We start from the raw sequence: 18762 nt of genomic DNA, 5'->3' as shown, positions 1-18762 counted from the left end.
CTTAATTTTAATTTATTTCTTAGTTGTTGTTAATCCGTTTAATATCTCTTTTATTTTATTTGTGCTTTCCATTTCTTCAAAAATGGCATTGTAATTTTCATCTTTCAACAAATCTCTAAACCGACTGAGATTTGAAATGTATTCTTCTAATGTTTCCAGAACGTGTTCTTTATTCTGTTTAAAAATTGGTGTCCACATTGCGGGCGAACTTTTTGCTAAACGAACCGTACTTTCAAATCCACTTCCCGCCATATCAAAAATATCCTGTTCGTCTTTTTCCTTATTCATTACCGTTTTACCCAGCATAAACGAACTAATGTGCGACAAATGCGAAACGTAAGCGATGTGTTTGTCGTGTGAAATCGGGTCCATATATCGAATCCTCATTCCGATTTCGCTGAAAAGCTTCAACGCCTTTTCCTGCAATTTAAAAGTGGTTTTTTCCACTTCGCAAATAATATTTGTTTTTCCTTTAAACAAACCTTTTATTGCCGCCGAAGGTCCTGAAAACTCCGTTCCTGCTATTGGATGTGTGGCAATAAAATTTCTTCTTTTTGGATGACTTGCTACTGCTTCGCAAATTGGCTTTTTAGTTGATCCTACTTCAAAAACAATTGTTTTATCTCCAACTGAATCCAGAACTTTTGGCAAAACCGTCAGCGCCACATCGACCGGAACCGAAACGATTACAAAATCGGCTTCAGCCAAATCTTCAAAACTTCCTGCTTCGTCGATAACTCCTAAGTCAATGGCTTCCTGCAAATGCTTTTCGTTGCTGTCGATTCCAAAAATGGTCGAATCAGGATGTTGATCTTTGATGTCCAGCACCATAGAACCGCCTATTAATCCTATTCCTATTACGTATACTTTCATACTATTTCTTTAATTTCCAAATCTTGATTTTTTATTTGTCACCCTGAGCGAAGTCGAAGGGCTTTCCAATTGGAACGTGGGCTTCGACTTCGCTCAGCCTGACAATCTAAAATCTAAAATCTGATATCTAAAATTTTCAAAATCGGTCAATCGCTTCTTGTACTTTTTCTTCTTTTACACACAATGAGAATCTGATATAACCTTCACCATTGCTTCCAAAGATTGTTCCCGGTGTAATGAAAATATCTTTCTCGTATAATATTTCGTCAATGAACTTCTCTGCTGATGCTATTCCTTCCGGAAGTTTTGCCCAGACAAAAAGGCCAACTCCTTCTTTATAAACTTCGCAGCCTAACTTTTCTGCTAACTTTTCAGTTAATTCTCTACGGCGTCTGTAAATTTTGTTTTGGTCTTCGAACCAGGATTTATCACATTTTAAAGCTGCAATTGCACCTTTTTGGATTCCGTAGAACATTCCGCTGTCCATGTTGCTTTTTACTTTGAGGACTGCATCGATAATTTCAGGATTTCCTAAAACCATCCCGACTCTCCAGCCTGCCATGTTGAAAGTTTTACTTAATGAATTCAATTCTAAAGCCACATCTTTTGCTCCTTCAACCTGCAATAAACTCATTGGGTTATCATTCAAAACAAAACTATACGGATTGTCGTTGATCAATAATATGTTGTGTTTTTTAGCAAAAGCAACCAATTTTTCAAATAACGCTAAACTTCCTCTCGCTCCTGTTGGCATGTGCGGATATCCCAGCCACATAATTTTAACTTTCGAAAGATCTAATTTTTCAAGAGCTTCAAAATCCGGTTCCCAGCCATTTTCTTCTTTCAAATCATAATAAACCGGAACTGCCTGAACCAAATTGGTTACCGAAGTATAAGTTGGATAACCCGGATTTGGAATTAAAACGTGATCGCCTTCATTTAAAAATGCTAACGAAATGTGCATAATTCCTTCTTTTGAACCCATAAGAGGTAAAATCTCATTATTTGGATTCACTTCAACACCAAACTGATCTTTATAAAAATCTGCCATCGCCTGTCTCATTTCCGGTAATCCCTGATAGCTTTGATAACCATGTCCGTTTTCGTCTTGAATTGCGGCAGCGACTGCTTCAATTACTGCTTTTGACGGACTCAAATCAGGGCTTCCAATTCCCATATTGATGATCGATTTTCCTTCAGACATCAGTTGACGAACTTCTCTCAATTTTGATGAGAAGTAGTATTCTTCAACTGTATCTAATCTTTTTGCTGTTGTAATCATTGTTTTTAATTTTTGCTATATGCTTTAAGCTTTAGGCTATATGCTTTTTCTTTTTTGACTTTAAGACTTTCGACTTTCCAACTTTATGACTCAGTCAAAGGTTTTGTATTTTTATATTCTCCTAATACTTTGAAATATTCTGCCATGATGTTTAATAACGCTTTGGCTTTTGCAAAATCTTCATATTTCTCAAATGTCACGTCTACAAAGAATGAATATTTCCAAGGTGTTTCGATTTTTGGAAGCGACTGAATTTTTGTCAAATTCAGTTTGCAGTCACTCATTACATTTAAAACCGCTGCTAAACTTCCTCTTTTGTGATCTAATTCAAATTTTACAGATGCTCTATTGATTTCGTTTTCCGGCAAAAATGAATTTTGCTTTTTGATGATTACGAAACGCGTCATATTATTTTTTATCGTTTGAATCGACGGCGCAATAATATCCAGATCGTACATTTCAGATGCTGTTTCACTTGCAATCGCTGCAATTCCGGTTAATTGTTTTTCCTGAATTCTTCTTGCCGTTTCAGCGGTATCTTTATCTTCAACCAATTTGATGTTTGGATATTGTTTCAGGAAATCCATGCATTGCAAAAGTGCCATTGGGTGTGAATGAACTTCTTTTATATCTTCAATTTTCTGACCTTTTAAAGCCATTAAATTCTGCTGAATGTTTAAATAATGTTCTCCAATAATGTGTAAATTATTCTTGTCAATCAAAGCATAATTCGGAATAATTGGTCCTGCAATTGAATTTTCGATCGCCATAACCGCCTGATCAGATTTTCCGGCAATAAGGCTGTCGATCAATTCTTCAAAAGACAAACATTCATCAATATCTACATTTTCAGAGAAATACTCCTTCACAACCTGATGATGAAAAGATCCTTTAATACCTTGTATTGCAATTTTCGTTGTCATATATTCAAAAAAAAATCCTGATTTGCATCAGGATTGTATATTAGTTTTATTTGTCTTAGAAATATTTCTCAAATAACCATAGCACAATCCTGACTTCTACTAAAGAAGAAATAAAAACTGTTGCTAAAATAAAAACGGTTACTTGACATTTTGTTTGTGTTATTTTGTAAATTCTCTGCGAATGTATAAATTATTTTTACCGCACCAAAAAAAATATTGCATTTTATGAAACAAAAAGGGATTTCTTAACAAATTTAGGCTGATTTGTATGATAATATAAAAATATGGGCTTAAAATGAGATATTTACAATTGAGTTTTTTCTAAGATGCTAAGATTCTGAGTTACTAAGGTTCTCAGATGTTTTATTTACTAATGATTTTTAAGAGAGATAAAATCCTGTTGAGTAATCAATAAATTATTAAAAATTCATCTATAAATTCCTTATCTTTATTTACATATAAAAAATAGGAACCGACTTCTTTTTGATCTTGAAGAAGATTCAATCTAATTTCAACACAAGGAGTTAAAATAAAATCATGGTCGATTAATATCGAAATAGACTTTGAAATAACTGCATTGAATTTCTCATGTTCATAATCCTCAACAATTATATTATTGAAGTACTCATTTGCAAGATTATAATATTCGTTTTTATTTCCAACAACAAATTCATTTAAATCCATTTCTATACTATTGTATCATTTTACAGTTTACACCAAATCTATCTGCTTCATTAAGAAACTCTCGAGCTATATTTTCATCTTCAATTTCTAAAATTATTATCTGATCTTCTAAAAGCATATCAGCATTTGTTTTAGATTCAAGTAAAGACAAACCAAGCTTTTCATGTTGTAATTTAGTCAGAGATATCATCTGCAATCCATATCTCCAACTTTCCATTATTACTTTTGCCATAAAATATTTATATTAAAAAAGCAGTTATCATTACAATAACTGCTTTCTATTAACTAAAGAATAAACTTTTTCTCTTTCTTCTAATTTTTTTCTTCTAAAAAAGAATTAAGACCCACACATTTCACAATCTTCAGGATCTGCGGCTTGTGCTTTTAAAAGCATTGCTTTATAATCCTCAACGCTGATTGCTTCAGTTTCTGCAACTAATGTTGGAGCTGTTTCTTCTTTTTTATCGTTGTTTAATGTGAATTTAATCGCATCTACAGCCGCTTTTGTTCTTAAGTAATACATTCCTGTTTTTAAACCTGACTGCCAAGCGTAAAAGTGCATTGACGTTAGTTTAGAATAGTTTGCATCCTGCATGAACAAGTTCAACGATTGAGACTGGTCAATAAAATATCCTCTTTGACGAGACATATCGATAATATCTTTCATCGACATTTCCCAAACTGTTTTGTATAGTTCTTTTAAATCTTGTGGGATAATGTCAATATTTTGAACAGATCCGTTATGACGCATAATTTCTTGTTTCAACGTTTCGTTCCACAAACCTAATTTTACTAAATCTTCTAGTAAGTGTTTGTTTACTACGATGAACTCTCCAGACAATACACGACGTGTGTAAATGTTTGATGTATATGGTTCGAAAGCTTCGTTGTTTCCAAGAATTTGTGAAGTCGACGCAGTTGGCATTGGCGCCACTAACAATGAGTTACGAACTCCGTGTTCTACCACTTCTTTTCTTAATGAAGCCCAGTCCCAACGTCCTGATAGTTCTTCATCTTTCATTCCCCACATATTGTGTTGGAATTCTCCTTGTGACATTGGTGAACCTTCAAATGTAGAATATGGTCCTTCCTCTTTTGCCATTTCCATAGAAGCGGTTACAGCAGCAAAGTATAATGTTTCGAAAATCTCTTGGTTTAATTTTTTAGCTTCATCGCTTGTAAACGGCATACGTAACATAATGAATGCATCAGCTAAACCTTGCACACCTAAACCAACCGGACGGTGACGCATGTTAGAGTTTTCTGCTTCTTTAACTGGGTAATAGTTTCTGTCGATTACTTTGTTCAAGTTACGGGTTACACGTTTTGTAACATTGTAAAGTGCTTCGTGATCGAATTTTCCGTTTTCAATAAACATTGGCAACGAAATAGAAGCTAAGTTACAAACTGCAATTTCATCTTTAGAAGTAAACTCCATAATCTCTGTACACAAGTTAGAAGAACGAATTGTTCCTAAATTCTTGTGGTTCGATTTACGGTTTGCTGCATCTTTGTACAACATATATGGTGTTCCGGTTTCGATTTGTGATTCAAGGATTTTCTCCCATAATTCACGAGCACGGATTGTTTTTCTTCCTTTTCCTCTAAATTCATAATCAGTATACAATGCTTCGAATTCATCTCCGTAAACATCATATAATCCCGGACATTCGTTTGGACACATTAAAGTCCAGGTTGAATCTTCCTGAACACGTTTCATGAATAAATCTGAAGTCCACATGGCGAAGAATAAATCTCTTGCACGCATTTCTTCTTTTCCTGTATTTTTCTTTAAATCTAAGAAATCAAAAATATCAGCATGCCATGTTTCGATGTAAATCGCAAAACTTCCTTTACGTTTTCCACCACCTTGATCTACGTAACGAGCCGTATCGTTGAAAACTCTCAACATCGGAACAATTCCGTTTGAAGTTCCGTTTGTACCGCGAATATAAGATCCTGTTGCACGAACGTTATGAATAGAAAGTCCGATTCCTCCCGCTGACTGCGAGATTTTTGCTGTTTGTTTTAATGTATCATAAATACCATCAATACTATCATCCTGCATTGCCAAAAGGAAACAAGAAGACATTTGAGGTTTTGGAGTTCCTGCATTGAACAACGTTGGCGTTGCGTGCGTGAAGAACTTTTTAGACATTAAATCGTAAGTTTCAATTACTGATTTTAAATCGTCTAAGTGAATACCAACAGAAACACGCATCAACATATGTTGTGGTCTTTCTACGATTTTCCCGTTTATTTTAAGAAGATAAGAGCGCTCTAAGGTTTTGAAACCAAAATAGTCGTAATTAAAATCTCTTGTATAAATGATATGAGAATCTAAAAAAGCAGCATTTTCCTGAATCACTTTAAATACGTCATCAGCAATTAATGGTGCATCCTGACCATTTCTTGGATTTACGTAGTGGTACATATCTTTCATCGTTTCTGAGAAAGATTTTTTTGTATTTGAATGTAAATTCGAAATCGCCACACGAGCTGCTAATTGTGCATAATCTGGATGAGCAATCGTCATAGATGCCGCAGTTTCTGCCGCAAGATTATCCAATTCAGAAGTAGAAACTCCATCATACAATCCTTCGATAACTCTCATTGCTACCTTAACAGGATCTACAAGCTCATTCAGGCCGTAACACAATTTTTTGATTCTTTCTGTAATCTTGTCAAACATTACAGGCTCTCTGTGTCCATCTCTTTTTACTACATACATAAGCTTACTATTTAAAGTTATTGAATAAATGAAAGTAACTAGAAAACGAATTCCAGTCCTTAAACATTGCGTGTTTTTAAATTATTTTTTGAGAATTACAGGATTCTCAATAGTTGTCCTTTCCCAATTTGAATATCAAACCGAAAAGCCGTTAAAATTGCTATTAAATCTCCGATTTGGGTGATAGAGATTTAACCTAAAATGTTCTGTAAAAATTAATCCGGGCTTTAGATAAAATTGTCCCGAATTAAAAAAATGCTGTTGTTCTAAAAATCTGCGTCAAATGAAATTTTTTGAGCATCGCTGTCTGTGTTCATCACACCAGATTTTTGATACTCGGCAACACGTTTTTCAAAGAAATTAGTTTTTCCCTGAAGAGAAATCATGTCCATGAAATCAAACGGATTCGCTGATCCGTATACACGCTCGCAACCTAATTCAACCAAAAGTCTATCTGCGACGAACTCCAGGTACTGTGTCATTAAACCTGCATTCATTCCAATTAAACTTACCGGAAGAGATTCTGTTACAAACTGTCTTTCGATATCCAGTGCATCAACAATAATTTCTTTGATTCTGTCTTTTGGCACTTTGTTTACCAAATGGTGATTATGCAAGTGAACTGCAAAATCACAATGTACGCCTTCGTCACGAGAAATCAATTCATTAGAAAAAGTTAAACCTGGCATTAAACCACGTTTTTTCAACCAATAAATTGAACAGAAAGCACCTGAGAAAAAGATTCCTTCAACAGCGGCAAAAGCAATAAGTCTTTCAGCAAATGAATCAGACTCGATCCATTTTAAAGCCCATTCTGCTTTTTTAGCAATTGCCGGGAAAACTTCTAAAGCATTAAACAACTCTGCTTTTTCTGCTTCATCTTTCACATAAGTATCTATTAATAGTGAATAGGTCTCACTATGAATATTCTCCATCATGATTTGAAAACCGTAGAAAAATTTTGCCTCAGCATATTGAACTTCATTTACAAAGTTCTCAGCAAGGTTTTCATTTACGATTCCGTCAGAAGCAGCAAAGAATGCTAAAATGTGTTTAATGAAATATCTTTCGTCGTCATTAAGTTTATTATTCCAATCTGTCAAGTCCTGGTGCAAATCGATTTCTTCAGCAGTCCAAAAACTAGCTTCCATTTTTTTATACCATTCCCAAATATCATGATGTTTGATAGGAAAAATAACGAAACGATTTTTATTTTCTTGTAAGATTGGTTCTACTTGTGACATGACAAATTTTGTTAAATTTTTATACTGAAACTTTACTAATTCAGTAGACTACAAAGATTGGCAATTATAGCTAAAAATGAAAGTCAAACTTATTCACAATTTGATGTAGTTTTTAACAAAGGTTAAAATTTGAAACATTTTTCATACAATAATTAATTTACTGTAAATGAACGCATTAAACACACCAATTACACGTTGAAGCCCCGTAGAATATAGACTTTTTAATATAAAAAGCAAGAAATTTTAAATTGTTTTAAAAAGTTTTTTTGAGTCAAAACTTTATTTTTTTGAGTCAAAATAAGCCTTCGCAAAAAGGTATTTTTTACACTTTAATTTTTAAGAATTTTTAAGTTCCTGAGCTACCTTTTCAAGTTCTAAATACCAGTCTTCGCCAAAACGGCGAATCAAGGCTTCTTTCACAAATTTATAAACCGGAACTTCTAATTCTTTTCCTAAAGAGCAGGCATCATCGCAAATATCCCATTTGTCATAATTAACCGCTGCAAATTCTGTGAAGTCTTTTACACGAATTGGATATAAATGGCAGGAAACCGGTTTTTTCCAATCTACGATTCCTTCATTATAAGCTTGCTCGATTCCGCAAAGCGCGGTTTTTCCATCAAAAATAACATAAGCACAATCTTTATTATCGATAAGCGGCGTTTCAAGATCGCCGTCGGTTCCTTTTACCCAGGTTCCCTGTGCTTCGATTGCAGCAATTCCTTCTTTTCGTAAAAAAGGTTTCACTTTTGGATAAATTTCTTCTAAGATTTTAGTTTCTGCTTCACTCAAAGGCGCGCCTGCATCTCCATCCACACAACAAGCCCCTTTACAAGCTGACAAGTTGCACACAAATTCTTTTTCCAGAATGTCCTCTGAAACAATAGTTTTCCCTAACTGAAACATGATAATAAAATACGCTAAATTTATAAAGTGCAAAGATAGTCAAAGAAAACAGATATATTTTTATTCTTTTTTTTCACGCAGATTTGGCAGATTTAAGCAGATAATAAAGATTTATTTAAAAATAAAGTAAATCTTAACCATCAGCAAAAAATTAAAAATCTGCTCAAATCTGCCAAATCTGCGTGAAAATTTTTTATACGATCCAAAAAAAATCATTTGAGCTGCCTTTGAATTAGCAATCTAAATCATCAATTGTTATAAATATCATTTTTTTAACCACAAAACCATGTTTTTATAACAAAAATGAATTATACCGAAAAAACACCTAACTTTATTAACTACTTTTGCAGCAGTTTTTTAAACCCTTAAAATCAAAGCGATATGTTAGATATAGACTTTAAAGAAATCATTACAGTAAGCATGGTACTTTTTGCCGTAATTGATATTGTAGGTTCAATTCCAATTATCGTGAACTTAAGAGCAAAAGTGGGACACATTGAATCTGAAAAAGCTTCGATTGTTGCTGGAGCTATTATGATTGTTTTTCTTTTTGTTGGAGAAGGATTATTGAACTTAATTGGTATTGATGTGCATTCATTTGCCGTTGCTGGTTCTTTTGTATTATTTTTTCTTGCTTTAGAGATGATTTTAGGAATCCGTATTTATCGTGACGAAGAGCCGGGTTCTGCTTCTATTGTGCCATTGGCTTTTCCGTTAATCGCCGGAGCGGGAACTATGACTACTTTACTTTCTCTTCGATCTCAATTTCATACTATTAATATAATCATTGCGATTTTACTAAATATTATATTGGTTTATGTTGTTTTGAAATCTTCTAAAAAAATCGAAAATTTACTAGGAGAAAACGGACTTGGCGTGGTCCGCAAGACATTTGGAGTGATACTTTTAGCAATTGCTGTTAAATTATTCGCTGCTAATGTTAAAGGTTTGTTTGTCTAAGATTTATTTTTATACTTTTACCCCCATTAAATTTATAAAATACAACTTTAAGTCATTTTTTATTAGAGTTTTACTTTGATATTTTTATACAAACAAAACAACCAATATGAAAATCTTCACTTCAATCTTAGTGCTTTTAGCATTAGCTTTAATTGTGTTTAATATTACGCTATTAGACTTTACAAATCCTTTTCAAGGAGACAGTATGGTAGCTTTTATTGGAATCGCAGCTTCATTTTGCGCCGTGTTGATTCTTTTGATTTTTAGAATTTCAAAAAGAATTGAAGAAAAAACAAACGGTCGATAATATATGTTTGACGTTTTAATTATCGGCGGGGGCGTATCGGGCATGTCTTGTGCCTTAGTTTTGGGATCTGCTAAAAACAAAGCTTTTGCTACCGAGAAAAAAATCGGAATTTTTACGCATCAGAAAAACTCTTCTTTACAAGAGGCTATTTTCTACAATGCTTATGGCATTACGCCAGGCAAATTAGGTTCTGAATTACTGGAAGAAAGTACGCAGGATTTAGCAGCATCTTATCCGCATATCGAACAGATTGCAAATGAAAAAGTAATTAAAGTAGAAGGTTCTTTTCCTTCCTTTACTGTTATTACCAACAAAAACTCTTATCAAACAAAAAGTATCGTTGTGGGAATTGGTTCTGCCAATACATTTGATATCGAAGGTTTGACACAATATATTGAGCCGCATAAAAAGGCACTTCCGGAAAAACAGCGCATTCAGCTTAAAAACGAAGATCATAAAGTTACTGACGGCATTTATGTTATTGGAACTTTAGCCGGATGGAGAAGCCAATTGGCGATTGCTGCAGGAAGCGGCGCTGCTGTTGCCACAGATATTCTAACTTTATGGAATAACGGAACGCAGACTCACTCTCACGACAGCATTCGATAAAATTTTTAAACCATATAAGTTATATAAGTTCATTTAATTCTATACGCAAAGTATAATATGAACTTATATAACTTATATGGTTTATTTTTTTGTTTGTTGTTGGCTTTATTTCACCGAAACAATCTGTGTTACTTTGATATGGTTTTCGTCGTCGGTTTTCCAGATTTCTCCTTTTAGTGACACTACATCTCCAATTTTGAGTTGTTTGTAATTTTGCGGACCGCCAACGTTTACAATGCTGATGGTTGCAAAATATACTTCTTTTGTGTCTGTATTGATTTTTGCCGTGTAACCGTCTTTTCCGGATTCTATCGATTCTACTTTTCCTGAAACTGCACTATTTTTATCATTTTTCATAGTTGTACAAGAGATTGCAAAAGTCATTAAAACGATAAGGAAACTTATTCTTTTTAGATTTTTCATGTTTTGAAATTTTTAACCGCGAAGTACGCTAAGATTTACGCAGGGTTCGCTAAGTTTTGTTTTATGTTACTATTAAATTTGAAACAAAATTTATGCCAGCTGAACGCAGCTTCCGGCAATAACTTTCAAATTGCCTTCAAATTGTTTCCAGACTCTTATGTATTTCAAAACGCCGTTAATAGGATTATTGTCGTAAGTTCCTTTTAATGAAATAGAAACGGCAACTACAGCAGTATCACCTATAATATTTATAATTTGATCTGAAGCTTCAAGAGAATCAACTTTCATTTTACCCGAACGATAAGAATTTAAATCAAACTCTTTTGTGATGGTTTCTCCGGTTGGTAAATTAAAAAGCAAATCGTCGTGAAGAATTTGTTCTAAAACAGAAACATCGGCGTTTTTAATTGCGGTTAAAAGTTCAATTTCGGCATTTACAATTAGATCTTTTTCCATCAAATTAGAATTTTAAGGATTATTTCTTCGGATTCAAAATTGTCTTTATCATGGCATCATCTTTTAAAATAACATCATAATAATACATTTCGCCATATAACTGGCGGGCAAATTCGGCCGTAATATGTCGGTTTACCAATGCTTTGGTTTTGTCTAATTTAAGATCTAAACCTGTCAGTAAAATATAGTTTTTAAACTTTTTGAAATAAGTATCAGAGCTTTTCATTTTCTCTAAAAACTCATTGAATTTAACTCCCGCAAAAGCATTTCGGTTTTTATCTAATTCTTCAAAAACAAAATGACCAACAATTCCCGTTTGAAGCAAATAGGCCACATTTTCGTTTCCGTGCTCTGCTTCCATCGGAACAAAAACATCCGGAACGATTCCGCCGCCGCCATAAACGATTTTACCTTTTGGTGTTTTAAATTTTAAAGAATCGGCCACTTTTATACTGTCTTTTGCGTACAATTCGCCAGAATTTATTCTTGATTCAGATTCTTTAAAATATTCTTCGTTTCCTTTTTTATACGGTTTTTGAATGGATCTTCCGGTTGGCGTATAATATCTCGCAACGGTCAAACGAACGGCAGATCCATCGTTAAAATCCATCTCGCGCTGTACTAAACCTTTCCCGAAAGAACGACGCCCAACAATGGTTCCGCGGTCACTGTCCTGAATTGCTCCGGCCAGAATTTCACTTGCAGAAGCGCTGTTCTCATTAATTAAAACATATACTTTTCCGGTTTCAAAACTTCCGGCTTTTGTGGCGTATGTTTTTTCAGTCGTTCCGTTTTTATTTTTGGTAAAAACAATTAACTGTTTGTCTTTTAAAAATTCATCGGCAATTGCAATCGCCTCTTCCATATAACCGCCGCCATTATCGCGAAGGTCAATTACAAGCGACTGAATTCCTTTTTGTTTTAAACGTGTTAAACCGGTTTTGAATTCGTTAAAAGTGGTTTCGGCAAAACGATTGATTTTGATGTAACCTGTATTATTTCCAATTAATAAAGAGGCATCGACACTTTTTATCGGAATAACATCTCTTTTAATTTTAAACTTGAGTTTCTTTTGTTCCGATTTTCTAAAAACGGTCAATTCGATTTCAGAACCTTTAATTCCTTTTAATTTTGAGAATAAACTATCCGAAGGTAGTCTTCTGCCATACAATTTAGTTTTCCCAGCATATAAAATCCTATCGCCCGATTTTAATCCTGCTTTCGCAGAAGGTCCGTTTTCGACTGGTTTTATAATCGCAACAGAATCTTTGTACATATAGAAATTGATTCCGATTCCAACGAAATCGCCTTTCATGCTTTCGGCAACTTCTGCTTGTTCGCTTGGCGGAATATAAACAGAATGCGGATCTAATTTTGAAAGTATATTATCGACTGTAAGGTTTACAATCGAATCTGTGTTAACACTGTCAACATATTCAGTATTGATAAAATCAATCAGTTTATTCAGCTTGGTTTTGGAGTAATTTTTGGCCAAAAGCTGATCATCTGCGGAAGAGTTTGTTAAACTTCCGATTACGATTCCGAGGGCAAGTGTCGCCCCGATAATCATTGGCAGATATTTTGGATTAAATTTCATTATTCTTCTAAAACAGGAATATGTTCGACTTCGACACCTGCTTTTATTAAAAACTGAATTCCCGAATCATCGCGGTATCCATCTTGGTACACCACTCTTTTTATCCCGGATTGGTGTATTAATTTACTGCATTCTTTGCAAGGCGAAAGTGTAATATACAAGGTTGCACCTTCGCAGGACTGCGTTGATCTGGCTACTTTTAGGATTGCATTTGCCTCGGCGTGCAAAACGTCCCAGCGTGTTAATCCTTCTTCATCTTCGCAGCAATTTTCAAATCCCGATGGCGTTCCGTTATAACCGTCAGAAATTATCATTCTGTCTTTTACGATAATCGCTCCAACTTGTTTACGCTTGCAGTAGGATAATAAACTCCATTCTTTAGCGATTCGCAAATAAGCTTTATCGTATTTATTTAATTTTTTTACTTCCATTTATTTTATCTGTTCCAAATTGGACTTTCAATAATCATCGGAATTACAACTCCAATAATAAAAGCTGACATTACCAGTGCCCAATCGCGTTTTGAAAAACGAAATACTGTTTGTACAATATAGGAGATTACCAAAACTACAAATACAACTACCAGCTGTGCGGCTTCAATTCCTAAAGCAAATTCTCCTAAAGGCAATAATTTTGAACTTGCCGATCCTCCTAAAATTGTTTTAAAATAGTTTGAGAATCCAAGTCCGTGTATAATTCCAAAGAACAAAGTCACAAAAAATATCACATTTACGCCGTCATTTTTAGTTGCTTTTCCTGCAGTAAAAAGATGGTACAATGCCGTGATCAAAATCGTAATAGGGATTAAAAATTCAACGATATTTACTTTTATGGCAATTATTCCGAAAACAGAAAGTATTAAAGCTAAGGTATGACCGATTGTGAAAACGGAAACCAAAAGCAATATACGTTTCCAGTCTTTAAATGAATACGGAACAGTTAATGCGATTAAAAAAAGAACGTGATCGTAAGCGTTGATATCTAATACATGCTTTAATCCTATTTGAAAATAAATCCAAAATTGCGACATATGGGTAATACTATTAAATGATTAGGGGTTGTAAACTTACGATTTATTTTGAAGAATTTACGATGCGGATTCTTAAAACAACAAGTAAAAATAAGTTAAATTTATGAGAAATTTAAAATTGTTAAATTAAAATAAGATTTATCTTTGCGTGATAAAAAACTTTATAATTATGTCATTTTCAGATTTATTCGATAGCGAATTCAAACAAAGAAACAAAGGTCATTTTTCAGCTATTGTTCGTGTAGCATTAGCAGACGGAATAGTTCACCCTGAAGAAAAAAGTTTCTTGGATAAATTAGCTTCGCGTTTAGAAATTTCAGAGTCAGAATACGAAGAAATTTTAAACGATCCTTTAAAATATCCAATCAACCCTCCTTATTTACACGTACAACGTTTAGAGCGTTTATACGATTTAACGAGGATGGTACACGTGGATCACCATTTAGAAGATCAACAAGAAGTAATGCTAAGAAAATTAGGAATTGCTTTAGGTTTCACACCAAGTAACGTAAATTATATTATTGCAAAAGCATTGTCTTTAGTTGATAAAAAAGTAGATGCTGATACTTTTGTATACGAAATGCAGCACATGCATAAATAGTATTTAGTTTGTAGTTTTCAGTCACAGTTTACAGTTTGTGCTGAAACTTCATACTTATATCAAATTATAAACCCGACAGATTTTAAAAATCTGCCGGGTTTTGTTTTTATTTTCAATTGATTGTCAATTTTATTTAGTTTGTTCCATTACGATTTTTCCGTGTAGTTCGCCTTTAAAAGGCACTTTCACATTTTTTATTCCATCGTAAGCTTCTGGAGAAACAAATTCAAAGTCAAAATTAGAATCGCCTTTGTCGGTTATTTTAAGAGAATATCCCACAATGTAATATCGTTTTTCTGGAGCATAAAACTCAGCCATTACCAATAATTCATCAGCCGTTCCAGGCCCAAATGAATATTCACCAGTCAAATTTTTCTGAGATGCGGGGAAAGAAATATCAATATATAAGTATTCTTGTTTTCCTTCGTTGTTAATTACAAACCGAACTCTTTTCTGAGTTTCAAAACTTGCTTCCTCATATGAATAAGTCGCTTTATTTGGTTTAAAGTTAATTCCATCAATAACAATTGAAGAATTCACTCCCGCTTTGTCATCTTCATCAGATGAACATCCTGTTGCTAAACCTAATATTAAAAAAAGAATTAAAGTAATATTTTTCATGTAAATAATTTTAATCAAATATATGTAAAAGTATAAAACGTAGGTTACCTTAATATCATTTTTAGCCCATTATAAAAATGAAACCCGACAGATTTTAAAAATCTGTCGGGTTTGCTATATCTGAAAACTGTGACTAAGACTGAAAACTAAAAACTTACTCAGCCACCGCCATAAACTCCTCCGCTTTTTCTACCATATTATAACTTCCGCAGAAAAAAGGAACTCTTTGGTGCAGTTCTGTCGGCTGGATTTCCATAATTCTTCCAAAACCGTCTGTTGCTTTTCCTCCGGCTTGTTCTGCCAGAAATGCCATTGGGTTACATTCATATAATAAACGCAATTTTCCTTTTGGTGCTTTTGAACTTGTTGGATAAAGATAAATTCCGCCTTTAATCATATTTCTGTGAAAATCGGCCACTAAACTTCCTATATATCTTGAAGTATAAGGTCGGTCTTCTTCTTCACGCTGACAATATTTGATGTAGTTTTTTACTCCTTGCGGAAAATGGATATAGTTTCCTTCGTTTACCGAATAGATACTTCCGTCTTTTGGAAATTTCATATTAGGATGCGAAAGGTAAAATGTACCAATTGCAGGATTTAATGTAAATCCGTTTACGCCATAACCGGTTGTATAAACCAGCATTGTCGAAGTTCCGTAAATTACATAACCTGCTGCAACCTGATTAATTCCCGGCTGCAAAAAATCTTCGATTGTTACCGGAGTTCCTATTGGTGTAATTCTTCTAAAAACAGAAAAAATAGTTCCTACAGAAACATTTACATCAATGTTTGAAGATCCGTCAAGCGGATCCATTAAGATCACGTACTTATTATTATGACTGTTGTCGCTCCCCTGAACAGTTATAAAATCGTCGTTTTCTTCAGAAGCAATACCACAGACAATCTCACGGTTTATTAACGTCTGGATAAATACTTCGTTTGCATAGACATCTAATTTCTGCTGGTCTTCTCCCTGAATATTCTGCTCGCCTGCGGCGCCAATAATATCCACCAATCCAGCTTGGTTTACTTTGTGATTGACAACCTTGGCTGCCAAACGAATTGAGTTGATGATCCGGGAAAGCTCTCCCGACGAATACTGAAATGCTTTTTGGTTCTCAATAATAAACTCTCCCAGTGTTTTATTGCGTTCTTCCATTGCTATATCGTTATAGTTTTAATTTTAAGTCACAAATATCGCTTATTTTGTGAGAATGATTTAAAAATTATTTTGTTAGTTTGCTACTATTGTATATTTGCTAATTAAAGACAAAAAGAATGCAGTAAATACATTTTTTTTTGGCTAATATGCAGTTAATAATAAGAATAAATGAATTGCTTCTAAAGAAAGTCTGCTTTGAATAGTTTAAAAATACAAAGCAATTTTATGAGGCACAAATAAGTAAATTATGAATATTAGAAAAGGAAATCCTGAGGACATGAAATCGGTTTTGGGGTTAATTCAGGAGCTGGCAATATTCGAAAAAGAACCTGATGCTGTAGTCATTACAGAGGAAGATTTAGTACGTGACGGATTTGGAGAAAAACCACTTTTTCAGGTTTTTGTAGCTGAGATTGATTCAAACGAAACTGAAACAGGAAAAGAAATAGTGGGAATTGCGTTGTTTTATTACCGTTACTCAACCTGGAAAGGAAAAACAATACACCTTGAAGATTTAATTGTAAAGGAAAAAATGCGCGGTACCGGTTTAGGATCTGCACTTTATGCCGAAATAATGAAACAAGGAAAAAGAGACAATGTTAGAAGAGTGGAATGGAATGTTTTAGACTGGAATACTCCGGCCGTTAATTTTTATAAGAATTCCGGCGCGAGAATTCTCGATGGCTGGCAGGTTGTTCAAATGGATGAAACAGGAATTAATTCGTTCTTAGAAAAATTATAAAAATTTATTTTGCCACGAATTTCACAAATTCCCACTAATTTAATTCGTGCTAATTCGTGAAATTCGTGGCAAACCGACACAGATTGTAAAATCATTTTAATCCTTATAATCTGTGGCAAAAAAACATAAAAGAATACCTGATTTCATTCAATCTGAAATCTAAAATTAAAAATCTAAAATTAAAAATGAGAGTATTTAAATTTGGTGGTGCATCGGTAAAGGATGCCGAAGGAATTAGAAACGTATACGACGTTTTACAAAAAGTGGGTTATGAAGATGTGATTTTGGTCGTTTCGGCAATGGGGAAAACCACAAATGCTCTTGAAGTTGTAATCAAGAATTATTTTGAGAAATCGGCAGAGTTGAATTCATCTGTACAAGAAATAAAAAAATACCACAATCAAATATTATTAGATTTATTTGATGATGAAAAAAATGCTGTATTTGCTGCGGTAAATGAACAGTTTTCAGAATTAGAATACTTCTTAGCACACAATAAATCACCAAACTACAATTTTGTTTACGATCAGGTTGTAAGTTTTGGAGAATTGATTTCTACAAATATTCTAAGTCATTATATGAATTTCAGAGGAATTCAGACGCAATGGCTTGATGTTCGTAATTTCATTAAAACAAATGCAAATTACAGAGACGCAGAAGTTGACTGGGAAGCTACACAGCAAAACATCAGCAAAAATGTACCTAGAAAACAGCTAAATATCACACAGGGATTTTTAGGTGCCGATGAAAATAATTTCACCACTACTTTAGGTCGTGAAGGTTCTGATTATACTGCGGGAATTTTTGCTTACTGCTTAAATGCCGAAAGTGTTACAATTTGGAAAGACGTTCCGGGAGTTATGAATGCCGATCCACGTTATTTTGAAAATGCAAGTTTATTAAACCAAATTTCATATCGTGAAGCAATCGAATTAGCATTTTACGGAGCAACGGTTATTCACCCAAAAACATTACAGCCGTTACAGAAAAAAGAAATTCCGTTATACGTAAAATCATTTATCAACCCATTATTAAAAGGAACTTGTGTTTCAAAAGGTGTTGATTTAGAGCCGCAATATCCTTGTTTTATTGTAAAAAGAGAACAGCTTTTAATTTCGCTTTCGTCTATTGATTTCTCTTTTATTATGGAAGAAAACATTAGTGAGATTTTCGGATTATTCCACGAATTTAAAATCAAAGTAAACCTGATTCAGAACTCTGCGATTAGTTTTTCTGTATGTGTGGAAGATAAATTCGGAAACTTTAATGAATTGAATGCAATTCTGTCTAAAAAATTCAAAGTAGATTTTAATGAAAATGTAACGCTTTACACTATTCGTCACTTTACAGAAAATGCTGCACAAACGGTTGAAGAAAACAAAGAGGTTTTATTGAAACAAGTAAGTCGTGAAACCATGCAGATTGTAACTAAAGAACTAAATTAATACTTGATAAAAAAGGTAATTATTAAAATTCAGATATTTTTGAAAAGGCTTCACTTTATTGGTGAAGCCTTTTTGTTTTTATTTAGATATTTAGGATTGTCGAGCCTCTTGCGTTCCTTCGACTTCCCTCAGGATGACAATAGATATAAAAATAAAATCTGTG

The 18762-nt window shown here is 33.8% G+C and carries 21 protein-coding genes; 6 read left to right on the top strand and 15 right to left on the bottom strand.

The features are described from left to right. Positions 1-12: 12 nt before the first annotated feature. From J2Y38_RS16205 to J2Y38_RS16170, 8 genes are all read right to left on the bottom strand, one after another. Positions 13-873: a prephenate dehydrogenase gene (locus J2Y38_RS16205; RefSeq protein ID WP_309844480.1), complete on the bottom strand. Its 861-nt coding sequence runs from the start codon at positions 871-873 to the stop codon at positions 13-15. Between the two features lie 136 nt (positions 874-1009). Continuing rightward, positions 1010-2155 carry an aminotransferase class I/II-fold pyridoxal phosphate-dependent enzyme gene (locus J2Y38_RS16200; protein WP_309844477.1) on the bottom strand — a complete coding sequence of 382 codons (1146 nt, stop codon included), beginning with the start codon at positions 2153-2155 and terminating at the stop codon, positions 1010-1012. A gap of 83 nt (positions 2156-2238) precedes the next feature. Beyond that, a complete protein-coding gene (locus tag J2Y38_RS16195) occupies positions 2239-3078 on the bottom strand; it encodes a prephenate dehydratase (protein WP_309844475.1) in 840 nt (279 codons plus the stop codon). A 408-nt stretch (positions 3079-3486) separates the two neighbouring features. Beyond that, complete coding sequence (locus J2Y38_RS16190) at positions 3487-3762, bottom strand: hypothetical protein (protein ID WP_309844473.1); 276 nt, start codon at positions 3760-3762, stop codon at positions 3487-3489. A gap of 7 nt (positions 3763-3769) precedes the next feature. After that, positions 3770-3994 carry a hypothetical protein gene (locus J2Y38_RS16185; protein WP_309844471.1) on the bottom strand — a complete coding sequence of 75 codons (225 nt, stop codon included), beginning with the start codon at positions 3992-3994 and terminating at the stop codon, positions 3770-3772. Between the two features lie 105 nt (positions 3995-4099). Then, positions 4100-6493, bottom strand: a complete 2394-nt coding sequence (locus J2Y38_RS16180; RefSeq protein ID WP_309844469.1) for a ribonucleoside-diphosphate reductase subunit alpha — start codon at positions 6491-6493, stop codon at positions 4100-4102. A 266-nt stretch (positions 6494-6759) separates the two neighbouring features. Next, complete coding sequence (locus J2Y38_RS16175) at positions 6760-7737, bottom strand: ribonucleotide-diphosphate reductase subunit beta (RefSeq protein WP_053472511.1); 978 nt, start codon at positions 7735-7737, stop codon at positions 6760-6762. Positions 7738-8073: 336 nt separating this feature from the next. Further along, positions 8074-8643 carry a DUF3109 family protein gene (locus tag J2Y38_RS16170; protein WP_073485373.1) on the bottom strand — a complete coding sequence of 190 codons (570 nt, stop codon included), beginning with the start codon at positions 8641-8643 and terminating at the stop codon, positions 8074-8076. A 381-nt stretch (positions 8644-9024) separates the two neighbouring features. On the opposite strand from J2Y38_RS16170, the gene J2Y38_RS16165 reads away from it, so the two are divergent. From J2Y38_RS16165 to J2Y38_RS16155, 3 genes are all read left to right on the top strand, one after another. Further along, entirely contained in the window at positions 9025-9603 is a 579-nt protein-coding gene (locus tag J2Y38_RS16165) for a MarC family protein (protein ID WP_309844465.1), read from the top strand. 106 nt (positions 9604-9709) lie between these two features. Further along, entirely contained in the window at positions 9710-9910 is a 201-nt protein-coding gene (locus tag J2Y38_RS16160) for a hypothetical protein (RefSeq protein WP_053472508.1), read from the top strand. 3 nt (positions 9911-9913) lie between these two features. Further along, positions 9914-10519 (top strand): FAD-dependent oxidoreductase, encoded by a 606-nt coding sequence (locus tag J2Y38_RS16155; protein ID WP_309844462.1) that lies wholly within the window; start codon positions 9914-9916, stop codon positions 10517-10519. Between the two features lie 105 nt (positions 10520-10624). Here J2Y38_RS16155 and J2Y38_RS16150 read toward each other — a convergent pair whose 3' ends face one another. From J2Y38_RS16150 to J2Y38_RS16130, 5 genes are all read right to left on the bottom strand, one after another. Continuing rightward, entirely contained in the window at positions 10625-10942 is a 318-nt protein-coding gene (locus tag J2Y38_RS16150) for a hypothetical protein (RefSeq protein ID WP_309844459.1), read from the bottom strand. 90 nt (positions 10943-11032) lie between these two features. Further along, positions 11033-11398 (bottom strand): nuclear transport factor 2 family protein, encoded by a 366-nt coding sequence (locus J2Y38_RS16145; RefSeq protein ID WP_309844457.1) that lies wholly within the window; start codon positions 11396-11398, stop codon positions 11033-11035. A 19-nt stretch (positions 11399-11417) separates the two neighbouring features. Next, on the bottom strand, positions 11418-12995 hold the full coding sequence (locus tag J2Y38_RS16140) for a S41 family peptidase (protein ID WP_309844455.1): 1578 nt from the start codon (positions 12993-12995) through the stop codon (positions 11418-11420). Then, on the bottom strand, positions 12995-13426 hold the full coding sequence (locus tag J2Y38_RS16135) for a dCMP deaminase family protein (protein WP_291152575.1): 432 nt from the start codon (positions 13424-13426) through the stop codon (positions 12995-12997). Before J2Y38_RS16135 ends, J2Y38_RS16140 begins: the two co-directional genes overlap by 1 nt. A 5-nt stretch (positions 13427-13431) precedes the next feature. Beyond that, on the bottom strand, positions 13432-14025 hold the full coding sequence (locus tag J2Y38_RS16130) for a HupE/UreJ family protein (protein WP_309844453.1): 594 nt from the start codon (positions 14023-14025) through the stop codon (positions 13432-13434). Positions 14026-14194: 169 nt separating this feature from the next. Here J2Y38_RS16130 and J2Y38_RS16125 point away from each other — a divergent pair, with 169 nt between their 5' ends. Next, on the top strand, positions 14195-14626 hold the full coding sequence (locus J2Y38_RS16125) for a TerB family tellurite resistance protein (protein WP_073485385.1): 432 nt from the start codon (positions 14195-14197) through the stop codon (positions 14624-14626). A gap of 129 nt (positions 14627-14755) precedes the next feature. On the opposite strand, the gene J2Y38_RS16120 is transcribed toward J2Y38_RS16125, so the two are convergent. Together J2Y38_RS16120 and fbp are read right to left on the bottom strand one after the other, a co-directional pair. Continuing rightward, positions 14756-15247, bottom strand: coding sequence for a hypothetical protein (locus J2Y38_RS16120; protein ID WP_309844450.1), 492 nt, complete (start codon positions 15245-15247; stop codon positions 14756-14758). Positions 15248-15401: 154 nt separating this feature from the next. After that, complete coding sequence (gene fbp, locus J2Y38_RS16115; protein ID WP_309844447.1) at positions 15402-16409, bottom strand: class 1 fructose-bisphosphatase; 1008 nt, start codon at positions 16407-16409, stop codon at positions 15402-15404. A gap of 250 nt (positions 16410-16659) precedes the next feature. Here fbp and J2Y38_RS16110 point away from each other — a divergent pair, with 250 nt between their 5' ends. Together J2Y38_RS16110 and J2Y38_RS16105 are read left to right on the top strand one after the other, a co-directional pair. Beyond that, a complete protein-coding gene (locus J2Y38_RS16110; RefSeq protein ID WP_291152579.1) occupies positions 16660-17154 on the top strand; it encodes a GNAT family N-acetyltransferase in 495 nt (164 codons plus the stop codon). A gap of 185 nt (positions 17155-17339) precedes the next feature. Then, positions 17340-18599, top strand: coding sequence for an aspartate kinase (locus tag J2Y38_RS16105; protein ID WP_309844440.1), 1260 nt, complete (start codon positions 17340-17342; stop codon positions 18597-18599). Positions 18600-18762: the final 163 nt, after the last annotated feature.

The sequence above is a fragment of the Flavobacterium sp. 2755 genome, from assembly GCF_031455715.1.
In the GTDB taxonomy this organism is placed as follows: Bacteria; Bacteroidota; Bacteroidia; order Flavobacteriales; family Flavobacteriaceae; genus Flavobacterium.
The sequence above is the reverse complement of the archived record's forward strand: the minus strand, read 5'-3'. Positions and strand labels throughout refer to the sequence as shown.